Annotated in this window: 15 protein-coding genes and 1 pseudogene; 6 read left to right on the plus strand and 10 right to left on the minus strand. The window is 72.0% G+C overall.

From position 1 onward, the window contains the following. Positions 1–2: 2 nt before the first annotated feature. Genes OHO27_RS17825 through OHO27_RS17835 form a run of 3 tightly spaced genes read right to left on the minus strand, consistent with a single transcriptional unit; the run spans position 3 to position 3,624 of the window. Positions 3–1,712, minus strand: coding sequence for an L-aspartate oxidase (locus tag OHO27_RS17825; RefSeq protein ID WP_328425070.1), 1,710 nt, complete (start codon positions 1,710–1,712; stop codon positions 3–5). Further along, complete coding sequence (gene panC, locus OHO27_RS17830) at positions 1,709–2,698, minus strand: pantoate--beta-alanine ligase (RefSeq protein WP_328425072.1); 990 nt, start codon at positions 2,696–2,698, stop codon at positions 1,709–1,711. Before panC ends, OHO27_RS17825 begins: the two co-directional genes overlap by 4 nt. After that, the gene (locus tag OHO27_RS17835) at positions 2,695–3,624 is read right to left on the minus strand and encodes a Rossmann-like and DUF2520 domain-containing protein (protein ID WP_328425074.1); all 930 of its coding nucleotides are present in this window, start codon (positions 3,622–3,624) and stop codon (positions 2,695–2,697) included. Before OHO27_RS17835 ends, panC begins: the two co-directional genes overlap by 4 nt. 218 nt (positions 3,625–3,842) lie before the next feature. Here OHO27_RS17835 and OHO27_RS17840 point away from each other — a divergent pair, with 218 nt between their 5' ends. Beyond that, positions 3,843–5,102, plus strand: coding sequence for a threonine aldolase family protein (locus OHO27_RS17840; protein WP_328425076.1), 1,260 nt, complete (start codon positions 3,843–3,845; stop codon positions 5,100–5,102). Here the strand turns inward: OHO27_RS17840 and OHO27_RS17845 are convergent. Beyond that, complete coding sequence (locus OHO27_RS17845; protein ID WP_328425078.1) at positions 5,092–5,307, minus strand: hypothetical protein; 216 nt, start codon at positions 5,305–5,307, stop codon at positions 5,092–5,094. The genes OHO27_RS17840 and OHO27_RS17845 overlap by 11 nt on opposite strands. 197 nt (positions 5,308–5,504) lie before the next feature. Here OHO27_RS17845 and OHO27_RS17850 point away from each other — a divergent pair, with 197 nt between their 5' ends. Then, positions 5,505–6,611, plus strand: a complete 1,107-nt coding sequence (locus OHO27_RS17850; protein ID WP_328425080.1) for a DUF5937 family protein — start codon at positions 5,505–5,507, stop codon at positions 6,609–6,611. A 24-nt stretch (positions 6,612–6,635) separates the two neighbouring features. Here the strand turns inward: OHO27_RS17850 and OHO27_RS17855 are convergent, their stop codons facing one another. The 3 genes from OHO27_RS17855 to OHO27_RS17865 all read right to left on the minus strand — a co-directional run bounded on the left by OHO27_RS17855 (position 6,636) and on the right by OHO27_RS17865 (position 9,295). After that, positions 6,636–7,286: an AAA family ATPase gene (locus OHO27_RS17855; RefSeq protein ID WP_328425082.1), complete on the minus strand. Its 651-nt coding sequence runs from the start codon at positions 7,284–7,286 to the stop codon at positions 6,636–6,638. Positions 7,287–7,335: 49 nt separating this feature from the next. Then, positions 7,336–8,007: a response regulator transcription factor gene (locus OHO27_RS17860; RefSeq protein ID WP_328425084.1), complete on the minus strand. Its 672-nt coding sequence runs from the start codon at positions 8,005–8,007 to the stop codon at positions 7,336–7,338. A gap of 73 nt (positions 8,008–8,080) precedes the next feature. After that, complete coding sequence (locus tag OHO27_RS17865; RefSeq protein WP_328425086.1) at positions 8,081–9,295, minus strand: sensor histidine kinase; 1,215 nt, start codon at positions 9,293–9,295, stop codon at positions 8,081–8,083. A gap of 118 nt (positions 9,296–9,413) precedes the next feature. On the opposite strand from OHO27_RS17865, the pseudogene OHO27_RS17870 reads away from it, so the two are divergent. Beyond that, a pseudogene (locus tag OHO27_RS17870) lies at positions 9,414–10,417 on the plus strand (SAM-dependent methyltransferase). Positions 10,418–10,438: 21 nt separating this feature from the next. Here OHO27_RS17870 and OHO27_RS17875 read toward each other — a convergent pair. Next, on the minus strand, positions 10,439–11,590 hold the full coding sequence (locus OHO27_RS17875; protein WP_328425088.1) for an NADH-quinone oxidoreductase subunit D: 1,152 nt from the start codon (positions 11,588–11,590) through the stop codon (positions 10,439–10,441). A 31-nt stretch (positions 11,591–11,621) separates the two neighbouring features. On the opposite strand from OHO27_RS17875, the gene OHO27_RS17880 reads away from it, so the two are divergent. Next, on the plus strand, positions 11,622–12,140 hold the full coding sequence (locus tag OHO27_RS17880; RefSeq protein ID WP_328425090.1) for a PH domain-containing protein: 519 nt from the start codon (positions 11,622–11,624) through the stop codon (positions 12,138–12,140). Then, entirely contained in the window at positions 12,137–13,471 is a 1,335-nt protein-coding gene (locus tag OHO27_RS17885; RefSeq protein WP_328425092.1) for a PH domain-containing protein, read from the plus strand. The genes OHO27_RS17880 and OHO27_RS17885 overlap by 4 nt, the downstream gene beginning before the upstream one ends. Before the next feature lie 57 nt (positions 13,472–13,528). Here OHO27_RS17885 and OHO27_RS17890 read toward each other — a convergent pair whose 3' ends face one another. Both OHO27_RS17890 and OHO27_RS17895 read right to left on the minus strand, forming a co-directional pair. Further along, on the minus strand, positions 13,529–14,908 hold the full coding sequence (locus tag OHO27_RS17890) for a hypothetical protein (protein ID WP_328425094.1): 1,380 nt from the start codon (positions 14,906–14,908) through the stop codon (positions 13,529–13,531). Positions 14,909–15,068: 160 nt separating this feature from the next. Then, the gene (locus OHO27_RS17895) at positions 15,069–16,184 is read right to left on the minus strand and encodes an alpha/beta hydrolase (protein WP_328425096.1); all 1,116 of its coding nucleotides are present in this window, start codon (positions 16,182–16,184) and stop codon (positions 15,069–15,071) included. Between the two features lie 260 nt (positions 16,185–16,444). Between OHO27_RS17895 and OHO27_RS17900 the strand changes: the two genes are divergently transcribed. Then, a complete protein-coding gene (locus OHO27_RS17900; protein ID WP_328425098.1) occupies positions 16,445–18,277 on the plus strand; it encodes a phosphatidylglycerol lysyltransferase domain-containing protein in 1,833 nt (610 codons plus the stop codon). Positions 18,278–18,293 lie beyond the last annotated feature (16 nt).

Consider the following 18,293-nt stretch of genomic DNA (forward strand, 5'->3'; position numbering starts at 1 on the left):
TGTCACTGCTCCTGGGGACGGGTCGGGGGGAAGTCTGCGGTGTCTGTGGTGTGCACGGCCAGTGTGCGGTCCGGGTTCAGGCGTACGACGATGTGACGGCGCCATGTCACGTCGTCGCGGTCGGGCTCGTCCTCGCGCCAGTGGCAGCCCCGGGTCTCCTCGCGGAGCTGCGCCGCGGCCACCAGGACCCGGGCCACGCAGAGGAGGTTCGTGGCCTCCCATGTGTCCACGCCGGGCTCGGCCGTCTTGCCGTTCTCGGCGAGGGCGTCGCGGGCCTCGGTGTGCAGCTGCTGGATCTGCTCGGCCGCCTTGGCGAGGGAGTCGGCGGAGCGCAGGACTCCGGCGCCGTCGGTCATCGTCCGCTGGATCGCGAAGCGGGCCTCGGGGCCGAGCAGCGGGTGCTCGGGGGTCTCGGGGTACGGCACCGGGTGCGGCACGCGCGCGTGCAGGCCGTCGGCCGCGCGGGCGGCCGCGATGTCGGCCACGATGCGCTCGGCGTAGACCAGGCCTTCGAGGAGTGAGTTGGAGGCCAGGCGGTTGGCGCCGTGCACGCCCGTGCAGGCGACCTCGCCGCACGCGTACAGGCCGGGGACGGTCGTACGGCCCTGGGAGTCGGTGCGCACGCCGCCGGAGGCGTAGTGGGCGGCCGGGGCGATCGGGATGGGCGTGGTGACCGGGTCGATGCCGTTCGCGCGGCAGGAGGCGAGGATCGTCGGGAAACGGTGCTCCCACATGTCGGCGCCGAAGTGGCGGGCGTCGAGGAACATGTGTTCCGCGTCCTGCTCCTGCATGCGTCGCATGATGCCCTTGGCGACGATGTCCCGGGGGGCGAGTTCGGCAAGTTCGTGCTGTCCGACCATGAAGCGCACGCCGTCGGCGTCGACCAGGTGGGCGCCCTCGCCGCGTACGGCCTCGGAGACCAGGGGCTGCTGGCCCTCCGCGTCCGGGCCGAGGAAGAGGACCGTCGGGTGGAACTGGACGAATTCCAGGTCGCTCACTTCGGCGCCCGCGCGCAGCGCCAGGGCGACGCCGTCGCCGGTCGACACCGACGGGTTCGTCGTCGCCGAGAAGACCTGGCCCATGCCGCCGGTCGCGAGGACCACCGCGGGCGCGTGGACCGCGCCCACGCCGTCGTGCTGGCCCTCGCCCATGACGTGCAGGGTGACGCCGGCCGTACGGCCCTCGGCGTCGGCCAGGAGATCGAGGACGAGTGCGTTCTCGATCGTGCGCACGCCACGCGCGCGTACCGCCTCGACCAGGGCGCGGGAGATCTCCGCGCCGGTCGCGTCCCCGCCGGCGTGGGCGATACGGCGCCGGTGGTGGCCGCCCTCGCGAGTGAGCTCCAGGCCGCCTTCCTCCGACTCGTCGAAGTGGGCGCCGGTCTCGATGAGGCGGCGTACGGCGTCGGGGCCCTCGGTGACGAGGATGCGGACGGCGTCCTCGTCACACAGGCCCGCGCCGGCGACCAGGGTGTCGTCGAGGTGCTGCTCGGGGGTGTCTCCCTCGCCGAGGGCCGCGGCGATGCCGCCCTGGGCCCAGCGGGTGGAGCCGTCGTCGAGGCGGGCCTTGGTGACGACGACCGTCGACAGGCCGGCGGCCTCGCAGCGCAGGGCGGCGGTGAGGCCTGCGACACCGGAGCCGACGACCACGACGTCCGCGGCGATGGACCACCCGGGCGCGGGCGCGTGCAGTCGTATGCCTGTGCTGGTCACGAGGCGGCTCCGAAGGTGAGGGGGAGATTGTCGATCAGCCGGGTCGCCCCGACCCGGGCGGCGACGGCGAGGACGGCCTCGCCGGTGAACTCGTCGTCGATCTCGGTGAAGTCGGACGGGTCGATGAGTGCGAGGTAGTCCAGTTCGAGCGGCGGGTCGAGGCGGGCGGCCTCGTCGAGGAGCAGGCGGGCGGCGGCGCGTACGGCCGCCGGGGCGCCGGGGACGGCCTTGGCGACGGCGTGTGCGTCGGCCGCCGCGCGGGACTCCCCTATGGCGCTGAGCGCTTCCGCACGCGCGCGTGTGGCGGGCACTTCGCGTGCCCGCGCGCGCAGTGCCTCCTGTGCCGCGTGCCGGTCGCGGCCGGCGAAGAGGGCCTGGGACAGCGCGAGTGCCGTGTGCCGTTCCTTGGGCGAGAGGTAGCGGTTGCGGCTGGAGAGCGCGAGGCCGTCCTCCTCTCGCACGGTGGGGACGCCCACGATCTCGACGCCGAAGTTCAGGTCGCGCACCATGCGGCGGATCAGGGCGAGTTGCTGGGCGTCCTTCTGGCCGTACAGGGCGACGTCGGGGCGGGTGAGGTGGAGCAGCTTGGCGACGACGGTGAGCATGCCGTCGAAGTGGCCGGGGCGTGAGGCGCCCTCCAGGCTGTCGCCCATGGGGCCGGCGCTGATGCGGACCTGAGGCCGGCCTCCCGGGTAGACCTCGTCCACGGAGGGCGCGAACACGGCGTCGGCGCCCGCCTGCTCGGCGATCTTGAGGTCGGCGTCCAGGGTGCGCGGGTAACGGTCGAGGTCCTCGCCCTCGCCGAACTGCAAGGGGTTCACGAAGACGGTGACGACGACCTCGCCCTGCGGGCCGGCGATCGTGCGCGCTGTGCGGATCAGGGTGGCGTGTCCCTCGTGCAGTGCGCCCATGGTCATCACGACGGCGCGACGGCCGGTACGCGTGCGTGCGTGCAGTTCGTCAGCGGTGCCCAGCAGGGTCGTCATCGGGCGTCTCCCTCGGCCCCGTCGGTTCCGTCGGCGAGTACCCCGAGGAGGTCCTCGGCGAGCTCCGGCTTGAGCAGTCCGTGGGCGAGCGCCCGGTCGGCGGTCGCGCGCGCCATCGCCAGATAGCCGGCCACGGCCTGCGGGGCGTGCCTGCGCAGCTCGGTGACGTGCGCGGCGACGGTGCCCGCGTCCCCGCGCGCGACGGGGCCGGTCAGGGCCGCGTCGCCGGACCGCAGGGCGTTGTCGAGGGCGGCGCCGAGCAGCGGGCCGAGCATCCGGTCGGGGGCCGCCACGCCTGCCTCGCGCAGCAGCTCCATGGACTGGGCGACGAGTGTCACCAGGTGGTTCGCGCCCAGCGCGAGCGCCGCGTGGTAGAGCGGGCGCCTCTCCTCGGCGATCCACTCGGGTTCGCCGCCCATCTCGATGACGAGGGCCTCGGCGGCCAGCCGCAGCTCCTCGGGCGCGGTGACGCCGAAAGAGCAGCCGGCCAGGCGCTGGACGTCCACGGGAGTGCCGGTGAAGGTCATCGCCGGGTGCAGGGCCAGCGGCAGGCCGCCCGCGCGCAGGGCGGGGTCCAGGACCTTCGCGCCGTACCGCCCGGAGGTGTGCACCAGCAGCTGCCCCGGTCGTACGGCACCGGTCTCGGCGAGGCCCTCGACCAGCCCGGGCAGCGTGTCGTCCGGGACGGTCAGCAGCACCAGCTCGGCGCGCGCGAGCACTTCGGCGGGCGGCACGAGCGGCACGTCGGGGAGCAGCTGCGCGGCCCGCCGCCGGGAGGCGTCGGAGACCGCGGAGACGGCCACCGGGCGGTGCCCGGCGAGCTGGAGGGACGCGGCGAGTGCGGGGCCCACGCGGCCGGCGCCGACCACACCGACGGTGAGCCGCGCGGGGCGGTCCCTGGGATCTGGCTGTTGGCTTGTACTCACTCGACGGCGGCCTTCCCGTTCCAGTCCGCTCCGGGTACCGGACGATTTCTCGTCATGTTAACGCGATCGGTTCGAGAGGCGTTCGGTTGTCCACACGCTGTGGGTTTCCACACGCCTCCATGCGCATGCGGAGCCGCTTCGCGCGCTTACGGGAGGGCGGGGCCGGCGTGCGGAAATGCGGGTGCCCGCCCGGGAAGGCGCGGGGGATGATCCGGGGCATGGGCGATACGGCGGAGCAGCGCGGACGGCGGGCAGGGGCGGAGCGGGACGAGGAGGCGTCCGGCGAGCAATTGTCGGGCGGGCGGGTGTCGGACGACGAGCGGCGCAAGCGGCGCCGAGAACGGCGCATCGCCGCCTACCGCGGCGCGCAGCGCGTGCTCGCGCGCCCCGGCTTCCTCGGCACCCTGCGCGAGCGCTTGGCCCTGCTGGACGAGGCGCGTGCGCTGGATCTGCACGACCTGGACGAGCCGTCCGACCTCTACGGCGACGGCATCGTCGAGGCACTGGAGGAGAAGACCGCCGGGCTGCTCGGCACCGAGGCCGCCGCGTTCTTCCCTACGGGCACGATGGCCCAGCAGGTGGCCCTGCGCTGCTGGGCGGGCCGTACCGGCAACCCGACCGTCGCCCTCCATCCGCTGGCCCACCCCGAGGTGCATGAGCGGAACGCGTTCAGTCAGGTCAGCGGGTTGCGCCCGGTCCACGTGACGGGCGAGCCGCGGCTGCCGACCGCGGCCGAGGTACGCGAGTTCGACGAGCCCTTCGGGACGCTGATGCTCGAACTGCCCCTCAGGGACGCCGGTTTCGTGCTGCCCGCGTGGGAGGAGCTCACGGAGGTGGTGGAGGCGGCGCGGGAGCGCGATGCGGTGGTGCACTTCGACGGCGCGCGTCTGTGGGAGTCCACCGTCCACTTCGGCCGCCCGCTGGACGAGATCGCGGGCCTGGCCGACAGCGTGTACGTGTCGTTCTACAAGTCCCTCGACGGCTTCGGCGGCGCGGCCCTGGCCGGTCCGAAGACGCTGGTGGACGAGGCGAAGGCCTGGCGGCACCGCTATGGCGGCACGGTGTTCCAGCAGTTCCCCACCGCGCTGTCGGCGCTCGCCGGCCTGGAGCGGGAGCTGCCCCGGCTGCCCGAGTACGTGGCCCACGCGCGCGTGGTGGCCGCCGCGCTGCGTGAGGGGTTCGCGGCGGCCGGGGTGCCGTGGCTGCGGGTGCACCCCGAGCCGCCGCACACCAACGAGTTCCAGGTCTGGCTGCCGTACGACGCCGACGTCCTCGCGGAGGCCGCGATCCGGCAGGCCGAGGAGACGCAGACCGTCCTGTTCGCCCAGGGCTGGGAGGCCAAGGGGCCAGGGCTGGCCTGCACCGAGCTCTACGTGCGGGCTGCCGGACTGGAGTGGACGGCCGAGGACGTGAAGGCGGCGGTCGCCCAGTTCGCGGCCCGGCTGGCCGAGGAGGCCGGCGTGGAGGTCAGCCCGTAGAGCGCGGTCGTGACTGCAGCCAACGGCCCAGGGCCCGCCGTAGCCGCCCGTGCGCGGGCCGGCCGGCGAGGACGGCCCTGAACTCGCGGTGGTCGCGCCACTCGCGGACGACCTGCCAGTCATGGCTGCCCGGCGCCGGAGGGGCGGGCTCGCCGAGCCGGCGGGCACGGTAGGTGTCGAGGAGGTACTGCTGGGTGATGCTCATGGCGGATCCCCTTCTCGGGACGTAGACGTAGACGTAGACGGGGCGTAGACGTAAGCAGACATGACGTGTGGGGGATCGGGCTCCGCGGCTGCCCGGGTGATCCCAGAGTTGCCTCACCATGGCCGTCACGTCGCGCCGATTGACGGCCGTCGTCAATCGGCGGCCGCGTTGTCAGTGGCGGGGTGCACCATGAGGGCATGAGCGTGACCATCGACATCGCGGAGCTGCGGCCGGAGAGGGTCGCCGTCGTGCCCTCACCCCTGGCCGAGCTCGGCATGGCGCTGCACGCGCTGTCGGAGCCGGGGCACCACCCGGGCCTGCAGGGCTGGGTGACGGGCGTGACGGCCCGGTTGGACTCGCACCTGGCCGACCGGATGTGCGAGGCCGACTTCCTGTGGCGGTCGACGTTCTCCGACCTCTTCCTGCCCTTCGCCGGCATCCCGGGCCGCAGCGCCCTCCCGGGCGCCACACTGGCGGAGGAGCTGGACCAGCTGGACAAGCTGACGGACGAGCAGTTCGTGGACGCGTCCCTGGAGTTCACCTGCGCTCTGCCGTACAGCACGCGCGGGCCCGACGCGCTCTCCGACGCCGGCGTGCGGCGGCGCGCCCTGGACCTCGCCGCCGCGCGCGGGCCGCCGCAGATGCGGTTCAGCGAGCGGCTGCTGTTCGATCCGCCGCGCATCCGTGCCTGGCTGCGGCAGTTCCTCCAGGACTGCGACGAGGCCTTCTTCGCCGACACCTGGTCCCGGCTGCGCCACCAGCTCACGGCGGACGCCCGCCACAAGACGGACCTCCTGCGGCACAAGGGCCTGGCGGAGGCGCTGGCCGCGGTGTCCCCGGCGGTCACTCTCGACGAGGCCGCCGCGCGGATCACGGTCGACAAGCTGGGCAATGGCCGTACGGCCACGGGGGACGGCGGTCTCCTCCTCGTCCCGACGAGCCTGGGCTGGCCGCACCTGATGGTCCTGCACCGCTACGCCTGGCAGCCGGTGCTGCACTACCCGGTCGGCTCCCCGGAGCTCGCCGCCCCGCCCACGGTCGAGCAGCTGGCTCTGCGGATGACCGCGCTCTCCCACCCCGTGCGCATGCGCATCTGCCGCAATCTCGCCCGCAGCGCGTACACCACGGGCGAGCTGGCGCAGGCGCACGGCGTGACGGCGCCGGAGATATCCCGGCACCTGGGTGTGCTGAAGAAGGCGGGCCTGATCACCACCCGTCGCCGGGGGCGGTACGTCCTGCACCAGCTGGACGTGACGGTGGTGGCCCGGCTGGGCAGCGACTTCCTGGAGGGGATCCTGCGCTGAGCGCTCCCCTCCTGCGCCCACGGCTCAGTCGAAGCGGATGTGCCTGATCCCGACCCTCGCCTGGCGCAGCCGTGTGCGCAGCGCACCCTCGTTGTTGGGCCTCAGCCGCAGCCCGGCCAGGACGGCGATGCGGTCCGCCGTCTTCGGCACGGTCGAGTGGTCCGTCCACAGATGCTCGGCGAACTCCGGCTCCCGCAACCGCTCCAGGCAGTGGTCGAGCTGCTGGACGGCCCAGCTCTCGCGGCGCAGCCCGGCATTGCTCCCGATGCTCGCGTTCTTTCCGGCGACGTACTGGAGGAGGTGCCCGAAGCCCCGCTCACGCAGCCGCTTCAGGACCGTCTCGCGCTCGGCGAGGAGCGTGAAGTGCCGTACGTCATGGCCGAGTTCGCGCAGCCGGCCCACGGTCTCCTCGAAGTAGCCGGAGTCCGTGACCGTCATGGGCGCGATCACCACACCGTCGTGCTTGGCGAGGGCGAGGTCGAGGACCTCGACGACGCCCTGCCGCCAGGAGCTCAGGTCCTGGAAGTCCCCGCGCAGTTCGGGCGGCAGCGTCCGCCGCAGCCCGAAGCCCGCGTGCTCGGGGTCGCAGACCACGCTGCCGGGCAGGCGGCGCTGGATCTCGTACGCGGTCTGTGTCTTGCCGCCCCCGAAAGGGCCGTTGATCCACAGGAGCATGCGCAGACCCTAGTGGGCACCGGTTACGCGGGAGTCACGCCACCGTGCGTCAGCCGTGCCCGCCGGCCCGCACCAGGCCCGTCTCGTATGCGAGGACGACGACCTGCACCCGGTCTCTGAGCCCCAGCTTGGTCAGGATGCGGCCGACGTGCGTCTTCACGGTCGCCTCGGACAGGACCAGCCGGGCCGCGATCTCGCCGTTGGACAGGCCCTGGGCGACCAGCACCATGACCTCGCGCTCGCGGTCGGTGAGCCGCTCCAGCTCCTTGTGCTTGGGCTCGTTGCCGCTGGAGGGCAGCATGGGCGCGAAACGGTCCAGCAGGCGCCGGGTCGTCGACGGGGCGACCACCGCGTCGCCGCTGTGCACCGCGCGGATGGCGGCAAGGAGTTCGCCGGGCGGTACGTCCTTGAGCATGAAGCCGGAGGCGCCCGCCTTCAGCCCGGAGAAGGCGTACTCGTCGAGGTCGAAGGTGGTCAGGATCAGCACCTTGGGCGGCTCGGGGTCCGAGCAGATGCGGCGGGTGGTCTCCACGCCGTCCAGCTTCGGCATGCGCACGTCCATCAGCACGACGTCGACCGGGGTCGAGCGCAGCACCTGGAGGGCCTCGACGCCGTCTCCCGCCTCCGCGACGACCTCCATGTCCGGCTGGGCCGCAAGCACCATCCGGAACCCGGTGCGCAGCAGCACCTGGTCGTCGACGAGCATCACGCGGATCGTCATCGGGGTCCTCTTCCGTGTCTTTCGTATCCGTCTACAGGGCCGTTACAGGTGTCAACAAAGCGCATGCGCAAGCTCAGTGTGCTGGTTTGAGCGGCAGCAGCGCACTGATGCGGAATCCTCCGCCCGGGCGCGGCCCCGCGTCCAGGGTGCCGCCCACCATGCCGACCCTCTCGCGCATACCGATCAGGCCGTGGCCGCTGCCGTCGGCGCCGCCGTCCTCGTACAGCTCGTGCGGGGCGCCCTTGCCGTCGTCCTCGACGAGCAGGCCGAGCCCGTCGTCGAAGTAGACCAGGCGCACGCTGGCGCCCGTGTTCGGCCCGCCGTGCTTGCGCGTGTTGGTCAGGGCCTCCTGCACGATGCGGTACGCCGTCAGCTCGACGCCGCTGGGCAGCGGGCGCGGGGTGCCCTCGACCTTGAAGTCGACCGGCAGGCCGGAGCTGCGGCACTGCTGGATGAGGTCGTCGATCTGCTCGACGTCGGGCTGCGGGACGTACTCGCCGCTCTCCTGGTGCTCGCCGGTGCGCAGTACCCCGAGCAGGCGGCGCATCTCGGCGAGGGCCTGGCGGCCGGTGGAGGAGATGGTCTCCAGGGCCTTCTTGGCCTGGTCCGGGGCGGAGTCGAGGACGTAGGCGGCGCCGTCGGCCTGCACGACCATCACGGAGACGTTGTGCGCGACGACGTCGTGCAGCTCGCGCGCGATCCGGGCGCGTTCGGCGGCGACCGCGACCTTGGACTGCGCCTCGCGCTCCTTTTCGAGCCGGGTCGCGCGTTCCTCGAGCTGCTCGTAGTAGGCGCGACGGGTACGGATCGAGTCGCCGAGCACCCAGGCCAGGGCGAACGGCACCGCCAGGAAGATCACCAGGGCCACATTGCCCAGAACGCTGGAGTCCTGCTCGGGCCAGCGCGTCTGTGCCAAGGGCGCCGCACACAGGCCGGTGCCTAGCGCGAGCCGGGACGCCCAGCGGGCGCCGGTCGCGGCCACGGTGTAGGTGATCACCAGGAAGGCGAAGTTGACCGGCGTCGGCGCCACGTTCAGGACCAGTTGCGCCAGCCCTACGACGATGGCCAGCACCAGCATCTTCTCCGGCATGCGCCGGCGCAGCGCGATCACCAGGCCCAGCAGGAGGAGGACCGGGACGATGATCGCCTCGGAGGAGGTGCCCGGCAGGTCCTGCCCGCCCTCCTCGCGGACGGCGACGCTCAGCACAGAGATCCCGAAGAGGAGGACGGCCCAGAAGCTGTCGACCCATGTCGGGTGCCTGCGGAGGAAGTCATAGAGGCGCTGCACGTAACCCAGCGTAGGGAAGCGAGATGCGTGCACGGGTCAACCGGAGGGCCGATCCGCACTACCCGCGCGTACTCCGCAAGGTGGAGGCTGCGTTCTCCTGTGCGCTTAGCCTGGGCCGGTGACAGAAGTGGCGACGGGCGAGTGGCGAGGGTGGCGGGCGGCGGCGGAAGCCGCCCTCTACGGGCCGGGGGGCTTCTACAGCCGCCCCGAGGGCCCCGCCGGTCACTTCCGTACGTCCGTCCACGCGTCGCCCCTCTTCGCCGTTGCCGTGGCCCGGCTGCTGTGCCGGGTCGACGAGGCCCTGGGCCGCCCCGAGCGGCTCGACTTCGTCGACATGGCGGCGGGGCGGGGCGAGCTGGTCACCGGCGTACTGGCGGCCCTGCCCGCCGACGTGGCGGCACGCACGCGTGCGTACGCCGTCGAGCTGGCCGACCGACCGGAAACCCTGGATCACCGGATCGAGTGGAGGTCCGAGGCGCCGCACCGGATCAAGGGCCTGCTGTTCGCCAACGAGTGGCTGGACAACGTCCCCGTGGAGGTCGCAGAGGTGGACTCGGCGGGCGTACCCCGCCTGGTTCTCGTACGGCGGGACGGGACCGAGCGCCTCGGGGAGCCGGTCGCCGGTGCGGAGGCGGAGTGGCTCGCACGCTGGTGGCCGCTCGGGGGCGTGCAGGGGCGCGGGCCGAGATCGGGCTGCCGCGGGACAGGGCCTGGGCCGCGGCCGTGGCGACGCTGGACCGGGGGCTCGCGGTCGCCGTCGACTACGCGCACACTGCGCCCGCACGCCCGCCCTTCGGGACGCTCACCGGATTCCGCGAGGGGCGCGAGACGGTACCCGTGCCCGACGGTTCGTGCGACATCACGGCGCACGTGGCCCTGGACGCGTGCGCGACGGCGTGCACGCTGCCCGGCGCACGCCTGGTGTCCCAGCGCGAGGCCCTGCACGCCGTGGGCATCACTGGCGCACGCCCCCCGCTCGAACTGGCCTCCGCAAACCCCACCGAGTACGTACGCGCCCTCGCGAGGGCGGGAGAGGCCGCCGAGCTCACGGCGACGGCCGGACTGGGAGACTTCGGCTGGCTGCTGCAGCCGGCCGGAATTCCGGACGTACTGGCGGACTGACGGCGCCCGGCTCCCCGCCGACTACTTGTCGATGTCCCCCACCACGAAGAACAGCGACCCCAGGATCGCCACCATGTCCGCGACCAGCGTCCCCGGCAGCAGCTCGACCAGCGCCTGGATGTTGTTGTACGAGGCCGAGCGCAGCTTCAGCCGGTACGGCGTCTTCTCGCCCTTGCTGACGAGGTAGTAGCCGTTGATGCCGAGCGGGTTCTCGGTCCATGCGTACGTGTGCCCCTCGGGCGCCTTCAGCACCTTGGGGAGACGCTGATTGATCGGCCCGGGCGACAGCTCGGCGAGCCGGTCCAGGCAGGCGTCCGCCAGGTCGAGGGAGACGTGGGTCTGCTCCAGCAGGCACTCGAAACGAGCAAGGCAGTCGCCCTCGTCCCGCGTCACCACCCGCAGCACGTCCCCCAGCTCGCCATAGGCCAGATACGGCTCGTCGCGCCGCAGATCGAAGTCCACGCCCGAGGCGCGCGCGATCGGCCCGCTCACGCCGTACGCGTGCACGGCCTCCGGCGTGAGGGCGCCCACGCCCCGCGTACGCCCCCGGAAGATCTCGTTGCCCAGCACAAGATCGTCGAACCGGTCCATGCGGGAGCGCACATCGGCGACGGCGGCACGCGCACGCGTGGCCCACCCGGCCGGCAGGTCCTCCTTCAGGCCTCCCACCCGGTTGAACATGTAGTGCATACGCCCGCCGGAGACCTCCTCCATCACATGCTGGAGCTCCTCGCGCTCCGAGAAGGCGTAGAAGATCGGCGTGATCCCGCCCAGCTCCAGCGGATACGACCCCAGGAACATCAGGTGGTTCAGCACCCGGTTGAGCTCCGCGAGCAGCGTCCGGGTCCACACGGCCCGCTCGGGCACCTCCATGCCGAGCATGCGCTCCACGGCGAGGACGACACCCAGCTCGTTGGAGAACGCCGACAGCCAGTCGTGGCGGTTGGCGAGCATGATGATCTGCCGGTAGTCGCGGGCCTCGAAAAGCTTCTCCGCGCCCCGGTGCATGTACCCGATGACCGGCTCCGCCCGCACGATCCGCTCGCCGTCGAGCACGAGCTTGAGGCGCAGCACGCCATGCGTGGACGGGTGCTGGGGGCCGATGTTGAGCACCATGTCGGTACTCTCCGCGGCGCCGCCGATACCGACCATGGTCTCCGTCGTAGGAGTCATGGACACAGTCTCTCCTACGTACGCTGGCCTCATGGAGACGGGGAGCCCGGAGAACACGGGGACTACGGGAGACGAGCCGGTGGCGGCCGAGCCGGGCTGGAGGGGGCTGCCACCGGGCCTGCTGCGCATGCGCCGACTGTTGCTGGTGGTGTGGCTGGGTCTGCTGACGATCGGCCTGGGCCTGCTGCTCGGCCTGCTCGCGGGGCCCGCCTGGGCGGCCTTCGCCGTGCTGCCGCCGGTGCTGATGGCGTGGGGCTGGGTGATGCTCGGCCGCAACTGGCGTTCGTGGCGATACGCCGAGCGCGCCGACGACCTGCTGATCAGCCGGGGCGTGCTGTGGCGCGAGGAGACGATCGTGCCGTACGGCCGGATGCAGCTGGTCGAGGTGACGTCCGGCCCGGTGGAGCGGCACTTCGGCCTGGCCAGCGTGCAACTGCACACGGCGGCAGCCGCGACCGACGCGACCATCCCCGGCCTGGACCCGGCGGAGGCGGAACGCCTGCGCGACCGGCTCACCGAGCTGGGCGAGGCCCGATCGGCGGGGCTGTGACGACGCAGGGCGTCGACGACGCCGTCCGCGAGAAACAACCCGTGACGGAACGCCGACTGCACCCGGTGACGCCGCTCAGGCGCGCGTGGGCACCGATCGCCGTACTCATCGGCTGGGCGGTGCACGACCCGGACCAGGCGCAACGCCAGCTGACCAGACTGACCACCACCACACTCCTGCTCGCGCTGGCGGTGCTCGTCCCCGCAGCGGCCCTGTACGGCTTCCTCACCTGGTGGTTCACACACTTCGCGGTAACGGACTCCGAACTGCGTATCCGCACCGGACTGCTCTTCCGCCGCACCGCGCACATCCGACTGGAACGTATCCAGGCCGTCGACATCACCCAGCCCCTGCTCGCGCGCGTGGCGGGCGTGGCCAAGCTCAAACTGGACGTCATAGGCGCCGACAAAAAGGACGAACTCGCCTTCCTGGACGCGGAAGAGGCACGCACTCTCCGCGCGGAACTCCTCGCCCGCGCCGCCGGCTTCGCCCCCGAGACGGCCCACGAGGTAGGAGAGGCACCGTCCCGCCAACTCCTGCGCGTACCCCCCAAGGTCCTGGCGATCTCCCTCGTCCTGACCGGCGCCACCTGGGGAACACTGGCCGCCGCGATCGTCGTACCGACCATCCTCTGGCTGGTCACCGAGAGCGTGTGGACGGTCCTGGCGACCGCGGTTCCGCTGATCGGCGGGGCAGGGGCGAGCAGTGTGGGGCGGTTCGTCGCCGAGTACGACTGGACGGTGGGCGAGTCACCGGACGGCCTGCGCATCGACCACGGCCTGCTGGACCGCGCACACGAGACGGTGCCGCCCGGCCGCGTCCAGACCGTACGGATCGTCGAACCGCTGTTGTGGCGCCGGCGCGGCTGGGTACGGGTGGAACTGGACGTGGCGGGCTCGTCCAACTCCCTCCTGCTCCCGGTCGCCCCACGCGAGGTGGCCGAGTCGGTGGTCGCACACGTACTCCCCGGCACGACGGTCCCCTCCGCCGCCGCCCTGTCCCGCTCACCGCGACGCGCCGCCCGGTGCATGCCGCTGTGGTGGCGCGGCTACGGCCTGTCCGTCACGGAAGCCGCCTTCGCGGCCCGGACCGGCCTGTTCCGCAGAAGCCTGGCCCTGGTTCCCCACGCGAAGGTCCAGAGCGTACGCCTCACCCAGGGCCCCTGGAAGCGCCTGTGGGGCCTCGCCGACGTACACGTGGACACAGGAGCCAACAAGACGGTGACCGCCCGTCTGAGAGACGCCGACGAGGCAGCAGAACTCCTGCGCAGTCAAGCGGAACGGTCCCGCACGGGCCGCGGAGACGCCCGCCCGGACCGCTGGATGGCGTGACCCGGCGCGCAGCACTCGGCACGGCCCCACCCACGGCGAACCGCAGGCGTTACGCGGTCAGGAAACCGCGCTTCGCAACCCCTGCACATCGATCTGCTCGGTCTCGTCATGAGCCGTCAGATCGATGACCTGCCCGACCCCCCGGGACTCCTCGTCCGCAGGCTTGAACTCCGCCTCGGCCTCGGCCTTGTGAAGAGCCAGAGCCTCCTGGCCCACGACATCGGCGAGGTCCTCGTTCTGGACGGACTCCAACGCGGAGGACTCGTCCCGCTTGGTACCGAAGAAGTCGAAGCCGCCCTGGACCGCCGGACGCCGCACGGGCGTCGCCGGCACGACGGCCACGGCAGTCGGCGCGATGAAGTGCCCGGACGGCTGCTGGGCCGCAGGAGGCGCAGGCTGGGCAGTGCGGGCAACCGCGCCCGTGGGGGTGCCGGCGGCCGCGCGCTCATGCCCGTCGACCGCCTCGGGCTTCCCCTCCGAGTCATCCTCCAACGCAGGCTCCGTCTCGGACCCCGCGGCGTCTGCCGCCTCCGCCTCGGCGGCCCCCGAACCGGTCTTCACCGGCTCTTCGCCGGAAGGCGCGTCGCCCTTGGGAGGCTCGTTGTTCGGCGGCTCATCCGTCGGCGGCTCATCCGTCGGAGGCTCGTCCTTCGAGGACGCGCCCTTCGTGGGCTCGCGCTTCAGGGGCTCACCCTCCGAGGACTCGCTCTTCGAGGACTCCCCCGTCAGAGACTCCCCGTCCTCGTCGAACCGGGCCAACGCCTCCTTGGCCCGCAGGAACAGCCGAGACCCCTCGGGCGAGAAAACAGCAGAAGCCGCCGACGCCTCCTCAACGACCTCGACCTCAGCGCCCTCGGCCTCAACCTCGGCCTCAACCGCAGCACTCTCGGAGTCGGCCTCGACATCAGCAGGGGCAGCCACAGCCCCCACCCCGTCAGCCGGCCCCGGCACAGCCCCCGGCGGCAACGCCCGCGCGGGCGCCCCCGCCTCTATCTCGAGAACCCGCCGCTCCTCCAGCACACTCGCCCGCTCGGTCTCCGCCGTGGCGTACCGCCGCAGCAGCGACGCATGCTCGTTGCGCAGGCCCGCAAGCTCGGCCCGCTTGGCCCGCAGCCGCTGCTCAAGCTTCACCCGCAGTTCGCGCGACTCCTCGAGGTCGGTCTCCAGCTCGGCGACCCGTTCCTCGTGCCGCCACTCGTCGCTCGCACGCGCGCGCGTGAGGTCAGCGACCTGCTTGCCCGCCTGCGCGTCCCAGCGACGCATGACGACCCCGCCGACGACCGCCGTCGCCGCGGCGGCCGCGGCAAGGCCACGCAGCACCACGGGCTCGGTGAACACCCAGGGCGCAAGGGCACAGACAACGGATACGCCTGCGATCGCCGACGGGGGCAGCAGCCTGTGCAAGGGCGGGGAATGACGGTGACGTCCACGTGGCATGGCCAGAAACTTACCGCGCGTAGGCGAATCTTGGCGCCCCACCCCGTAAAAACACAGCCATCCCGAGTCGTTCACAGGGCAACAGCAATCAGATCCGCCCCGAATTAACCAGGAACCAAGATCACAAAGCCCAGCCGCCGCTCATGCACTCAACGCCCGCTCACCCGCTCAACCGCCCGCTCACCCACTCCAACGTCCCCGGAATCTCCCGCCGCCAGGTGTTGAAGTTGTGCCCGCCGCTTTCGAGGATGACCGACGAGATCCGCGTCAGCTTCGTGGCCTTCACTCGTTCAATGAACTTCAATGTGTCCTTGTAGTTGGATTCTCCAACTTTGCTGCTGCTGACCAGCAGTGAAGTGTCCGGCGCCGGCATGTGCGCGAGGTACCACCACAGGTTCGCGCGATTGCGCAGTTCCTCGTCACCCTGGAAGAGATCGCCCGTCGTGGCGTCGATCGGCGCCTTGTAGTACGCGGAAAGCCCCGCCCCTGCGGCGTACGTACGGGGATGGTGCATGGCGAGCTTCAACGCGCAGTAGCCGCCCGTGGAGTCGCCGATGATGCCCCAGCCACCCGGTTCACGCCCCACCCTGTAGTGCCCGCTCACGGCATCGGGCAGATCCTTCGCGAAGAACGACTCCGTCTGCGGCCCACCGGGAATGTCCACGCACTCCGTGTCCCGCGGCGGGGCCACGGTGGGCCGCATCATCACCAGGATCATCGGCTGCATACGGCCGTACGCGGCGAGCCTCCCGGCCGTACGCGGATAGTCGAGCTTGTCCACCAGCGCCTCGGCCGTGCCCGGATACCCGGTGAGAACAACGGCCGCCGGGAACGTACGCGTGCGGAACTGTGGCTGAAAATACTCGGGCGGCAGATAGACGTACGCGGGCGTCGCGATCCGCGTCGTGCCGCCCACGATCCCGACCTTCTGGATCTGCCCGCCCAGCTGGGGCCGCGCGCTCGCCGCCCCAGGCACCCGCCGCGTGTCGACGATCCGAAGCGGCCCGCGCGCGGGCGTGTGGTCCACGACGACGCCCAGTTCGTCCTCCTGACCGAACAGGTCTGCCCAGCTGGCGTAGAACCCGAAGGCCTGGTTCGCTCCGAGCCCGACCGCCGCGAAGAGCGCCAACTGCGTGGAGAACAGCAGACCGACGCGCCCGCCGACCGCCCGTCGGCTGCGGCGCGCCAGTCGTGGCCACAGCCAGACCGTGCCGACGAACAGCCCTACGGCGGCCGACACCGCCAGCGCCAGCGCCTTGTCGCTCGTGAGCCCCATCGATGGTTACCTGTCCGCACTTTCCGTCCGGTCCGCGCGGGCGCACGACACATGCGCCCGCGCTGCCTCCCCTGCACCTTCGCAAGGGCTTGCCCCGGACTTTCCTTGGCCTTTGAAACGGTTTTGGGAAGCCGAGTGAACCTCTCCCCCGTAGACACCGTCCTAGAGGGCGCAATGTCGCCGGATGCCCGAATCGGCACCGGATCCAAGGTCTCTCGCAGAACTAATGGGATGCGATGTCTGTCAGGACAGATGTGGAAATGTCGGGCGCGGTTCCTCAACGATCGAGCCGAGTGGGGCAACTGCCCAGCCGGGTACGGCATCTGCTCCGCGGCCCGCGCCCCGAGGCAGTTCCGCTGCTCGTCGGCAGAGCCTGCGCCCTGGTGGGCCTGCTGGACGTCGCCGCGGGTGTCTTCCCGCGCTTCCGGCACAGCCGTATGCACGCCATCGCCGAGGTGCTGCCGGGCTCGACGGGCCCCTTCGCGGCCGCGCTCTCGCTGAGCGCCGGCGTCCTGCTGCTCCTGCTGGCGCACGGCCTCAAGCGCGGCAAGCGGCGGGCCTGGCGGGCCGCCGTCGTGCTGCTGCCGGCCGGAGCGGTCGCGCAGTTCACGTACCGCCACTCCGTGGTGGGCGTCCTCATCTCACTGGTACTGCTCGCCATCCTGCTGCGCCACCGCGACCAGTTCACCGCCCTGCCCGACCCGCGCAGCCGCTGGCGGGCACTGGCCAACTTCGTCCTCACGGGCGCCGGTTCCCTCGCCCTCGGTCTGATCATCGTCAGCGCCCACCCGAACACCCTGGTCGGCGACCCGAGCCTGGTCGACCGCATCACCCACGCCCTGTACGGCCTGTTCGGCTTCGAGGGCCCCGTCGACTACCACGGCAACACCTCGTGGACGGTCGCCTTCTCGCTCGGCGCCCTCGGCTGGATCACGGCGGTCACAACGATCTACCTCGCCTTCCGCCCCGAACACCCCGCCGCCCGCCTCACCGAGGACGACGAGGCCCGCCTGCGCGCGCTGCTCGCCAAGCACGGCGGCCGCGACTCCCTCGGCCACTTCGCGCTGCGCCGCGACAAGGCCGTCGTCTTCTCGCCCAGCGGCAAGGCCGCGGTGACGTACCGCGTCGTCTCCGGCGTGATGCTCGCCAGCGGTGACCCGATCGGCGACGTCGAGGCCTGGCCCGGCGCCATCGAACGCTTCATGGACGAGGCCAAGGCCCACTCCTGGACCCCCGCCGTCATGGGCTGCTCCGAGACCGGCGCCGAGGTGTGGACCCGCGAGACCGGGCTCGACGCCCTCGAACTGGGCGACGAGGCGGTGGTGGACGTCCCGGATTTCTCGCTCGCCGGCCGCGCGATGCGCAACGTACGACAGATGGTCAAGCGCATCGAGCGCGCCGGTTACGAGACCCGGGTACGTCGTGTCCGTGACCTCGGCGAGACCGAGCTGGACCGCATCCGCCGCGCCGCCGACGACTGGCGCGGCACCGACACCGAGCGCGGCTTCTCCATGGCGCTGGGCCGCGTCGGCGACCCCGCCGACGGCGACTGTCTCGTCGCCACCGCCCACAAGGCCGACGAGGAACCGGGAGAGTACGGCGACCTCAAGGCGATCCTCCACTTCGTGCCGTGGGGCACGGACGGGGTCTCGCTGGACCTGATGCGCCGCGACCGCTCCGCGGACCCCGGCATGAACGAACTGCTGATCGTGGCCGCCCTCCAGGCCGCCCCGAAATTCGGCATCGCGCGCGTGTCCCTCAACTTCGCGATGTTCCGCTCGGCACTGGCGCGCGGCGAGAAGATCGGCGCGGGCCCGGTGCTGCGCGCCTGGCGGGGCCTGCTGGTCTTCCTGTCCCGCTGGTTCCAGATCGAGTCCCTGTACAAGTTCAACGCCAAGTTCCGGCCACGCTGGGAGCCCCGTTTCGTGGTCTACCGCGCCTCGGCCGACCTGCCCCGCCTCGGCTTCGCCGCCATGCAGGCCGAGGGCTTCGTCAACCTGGCCCTGCCGCTGCCGCGCTTCCTGCGCCGCCGTACGCACGCACCGCGCCCCTGCCCGCACCGGGTGGCGGAACAGGACGTCCAGGCGGCGTGACCGCGCCCCCCGGACC

The organism is Streptomyces sp. NBC_00443 (assembly GCF_036014175.1).
GTDB lineage: Bacteria > Actinomycetota > Actinomycetes > Streptomycetales > Streptomycetaceae > Streptomyces.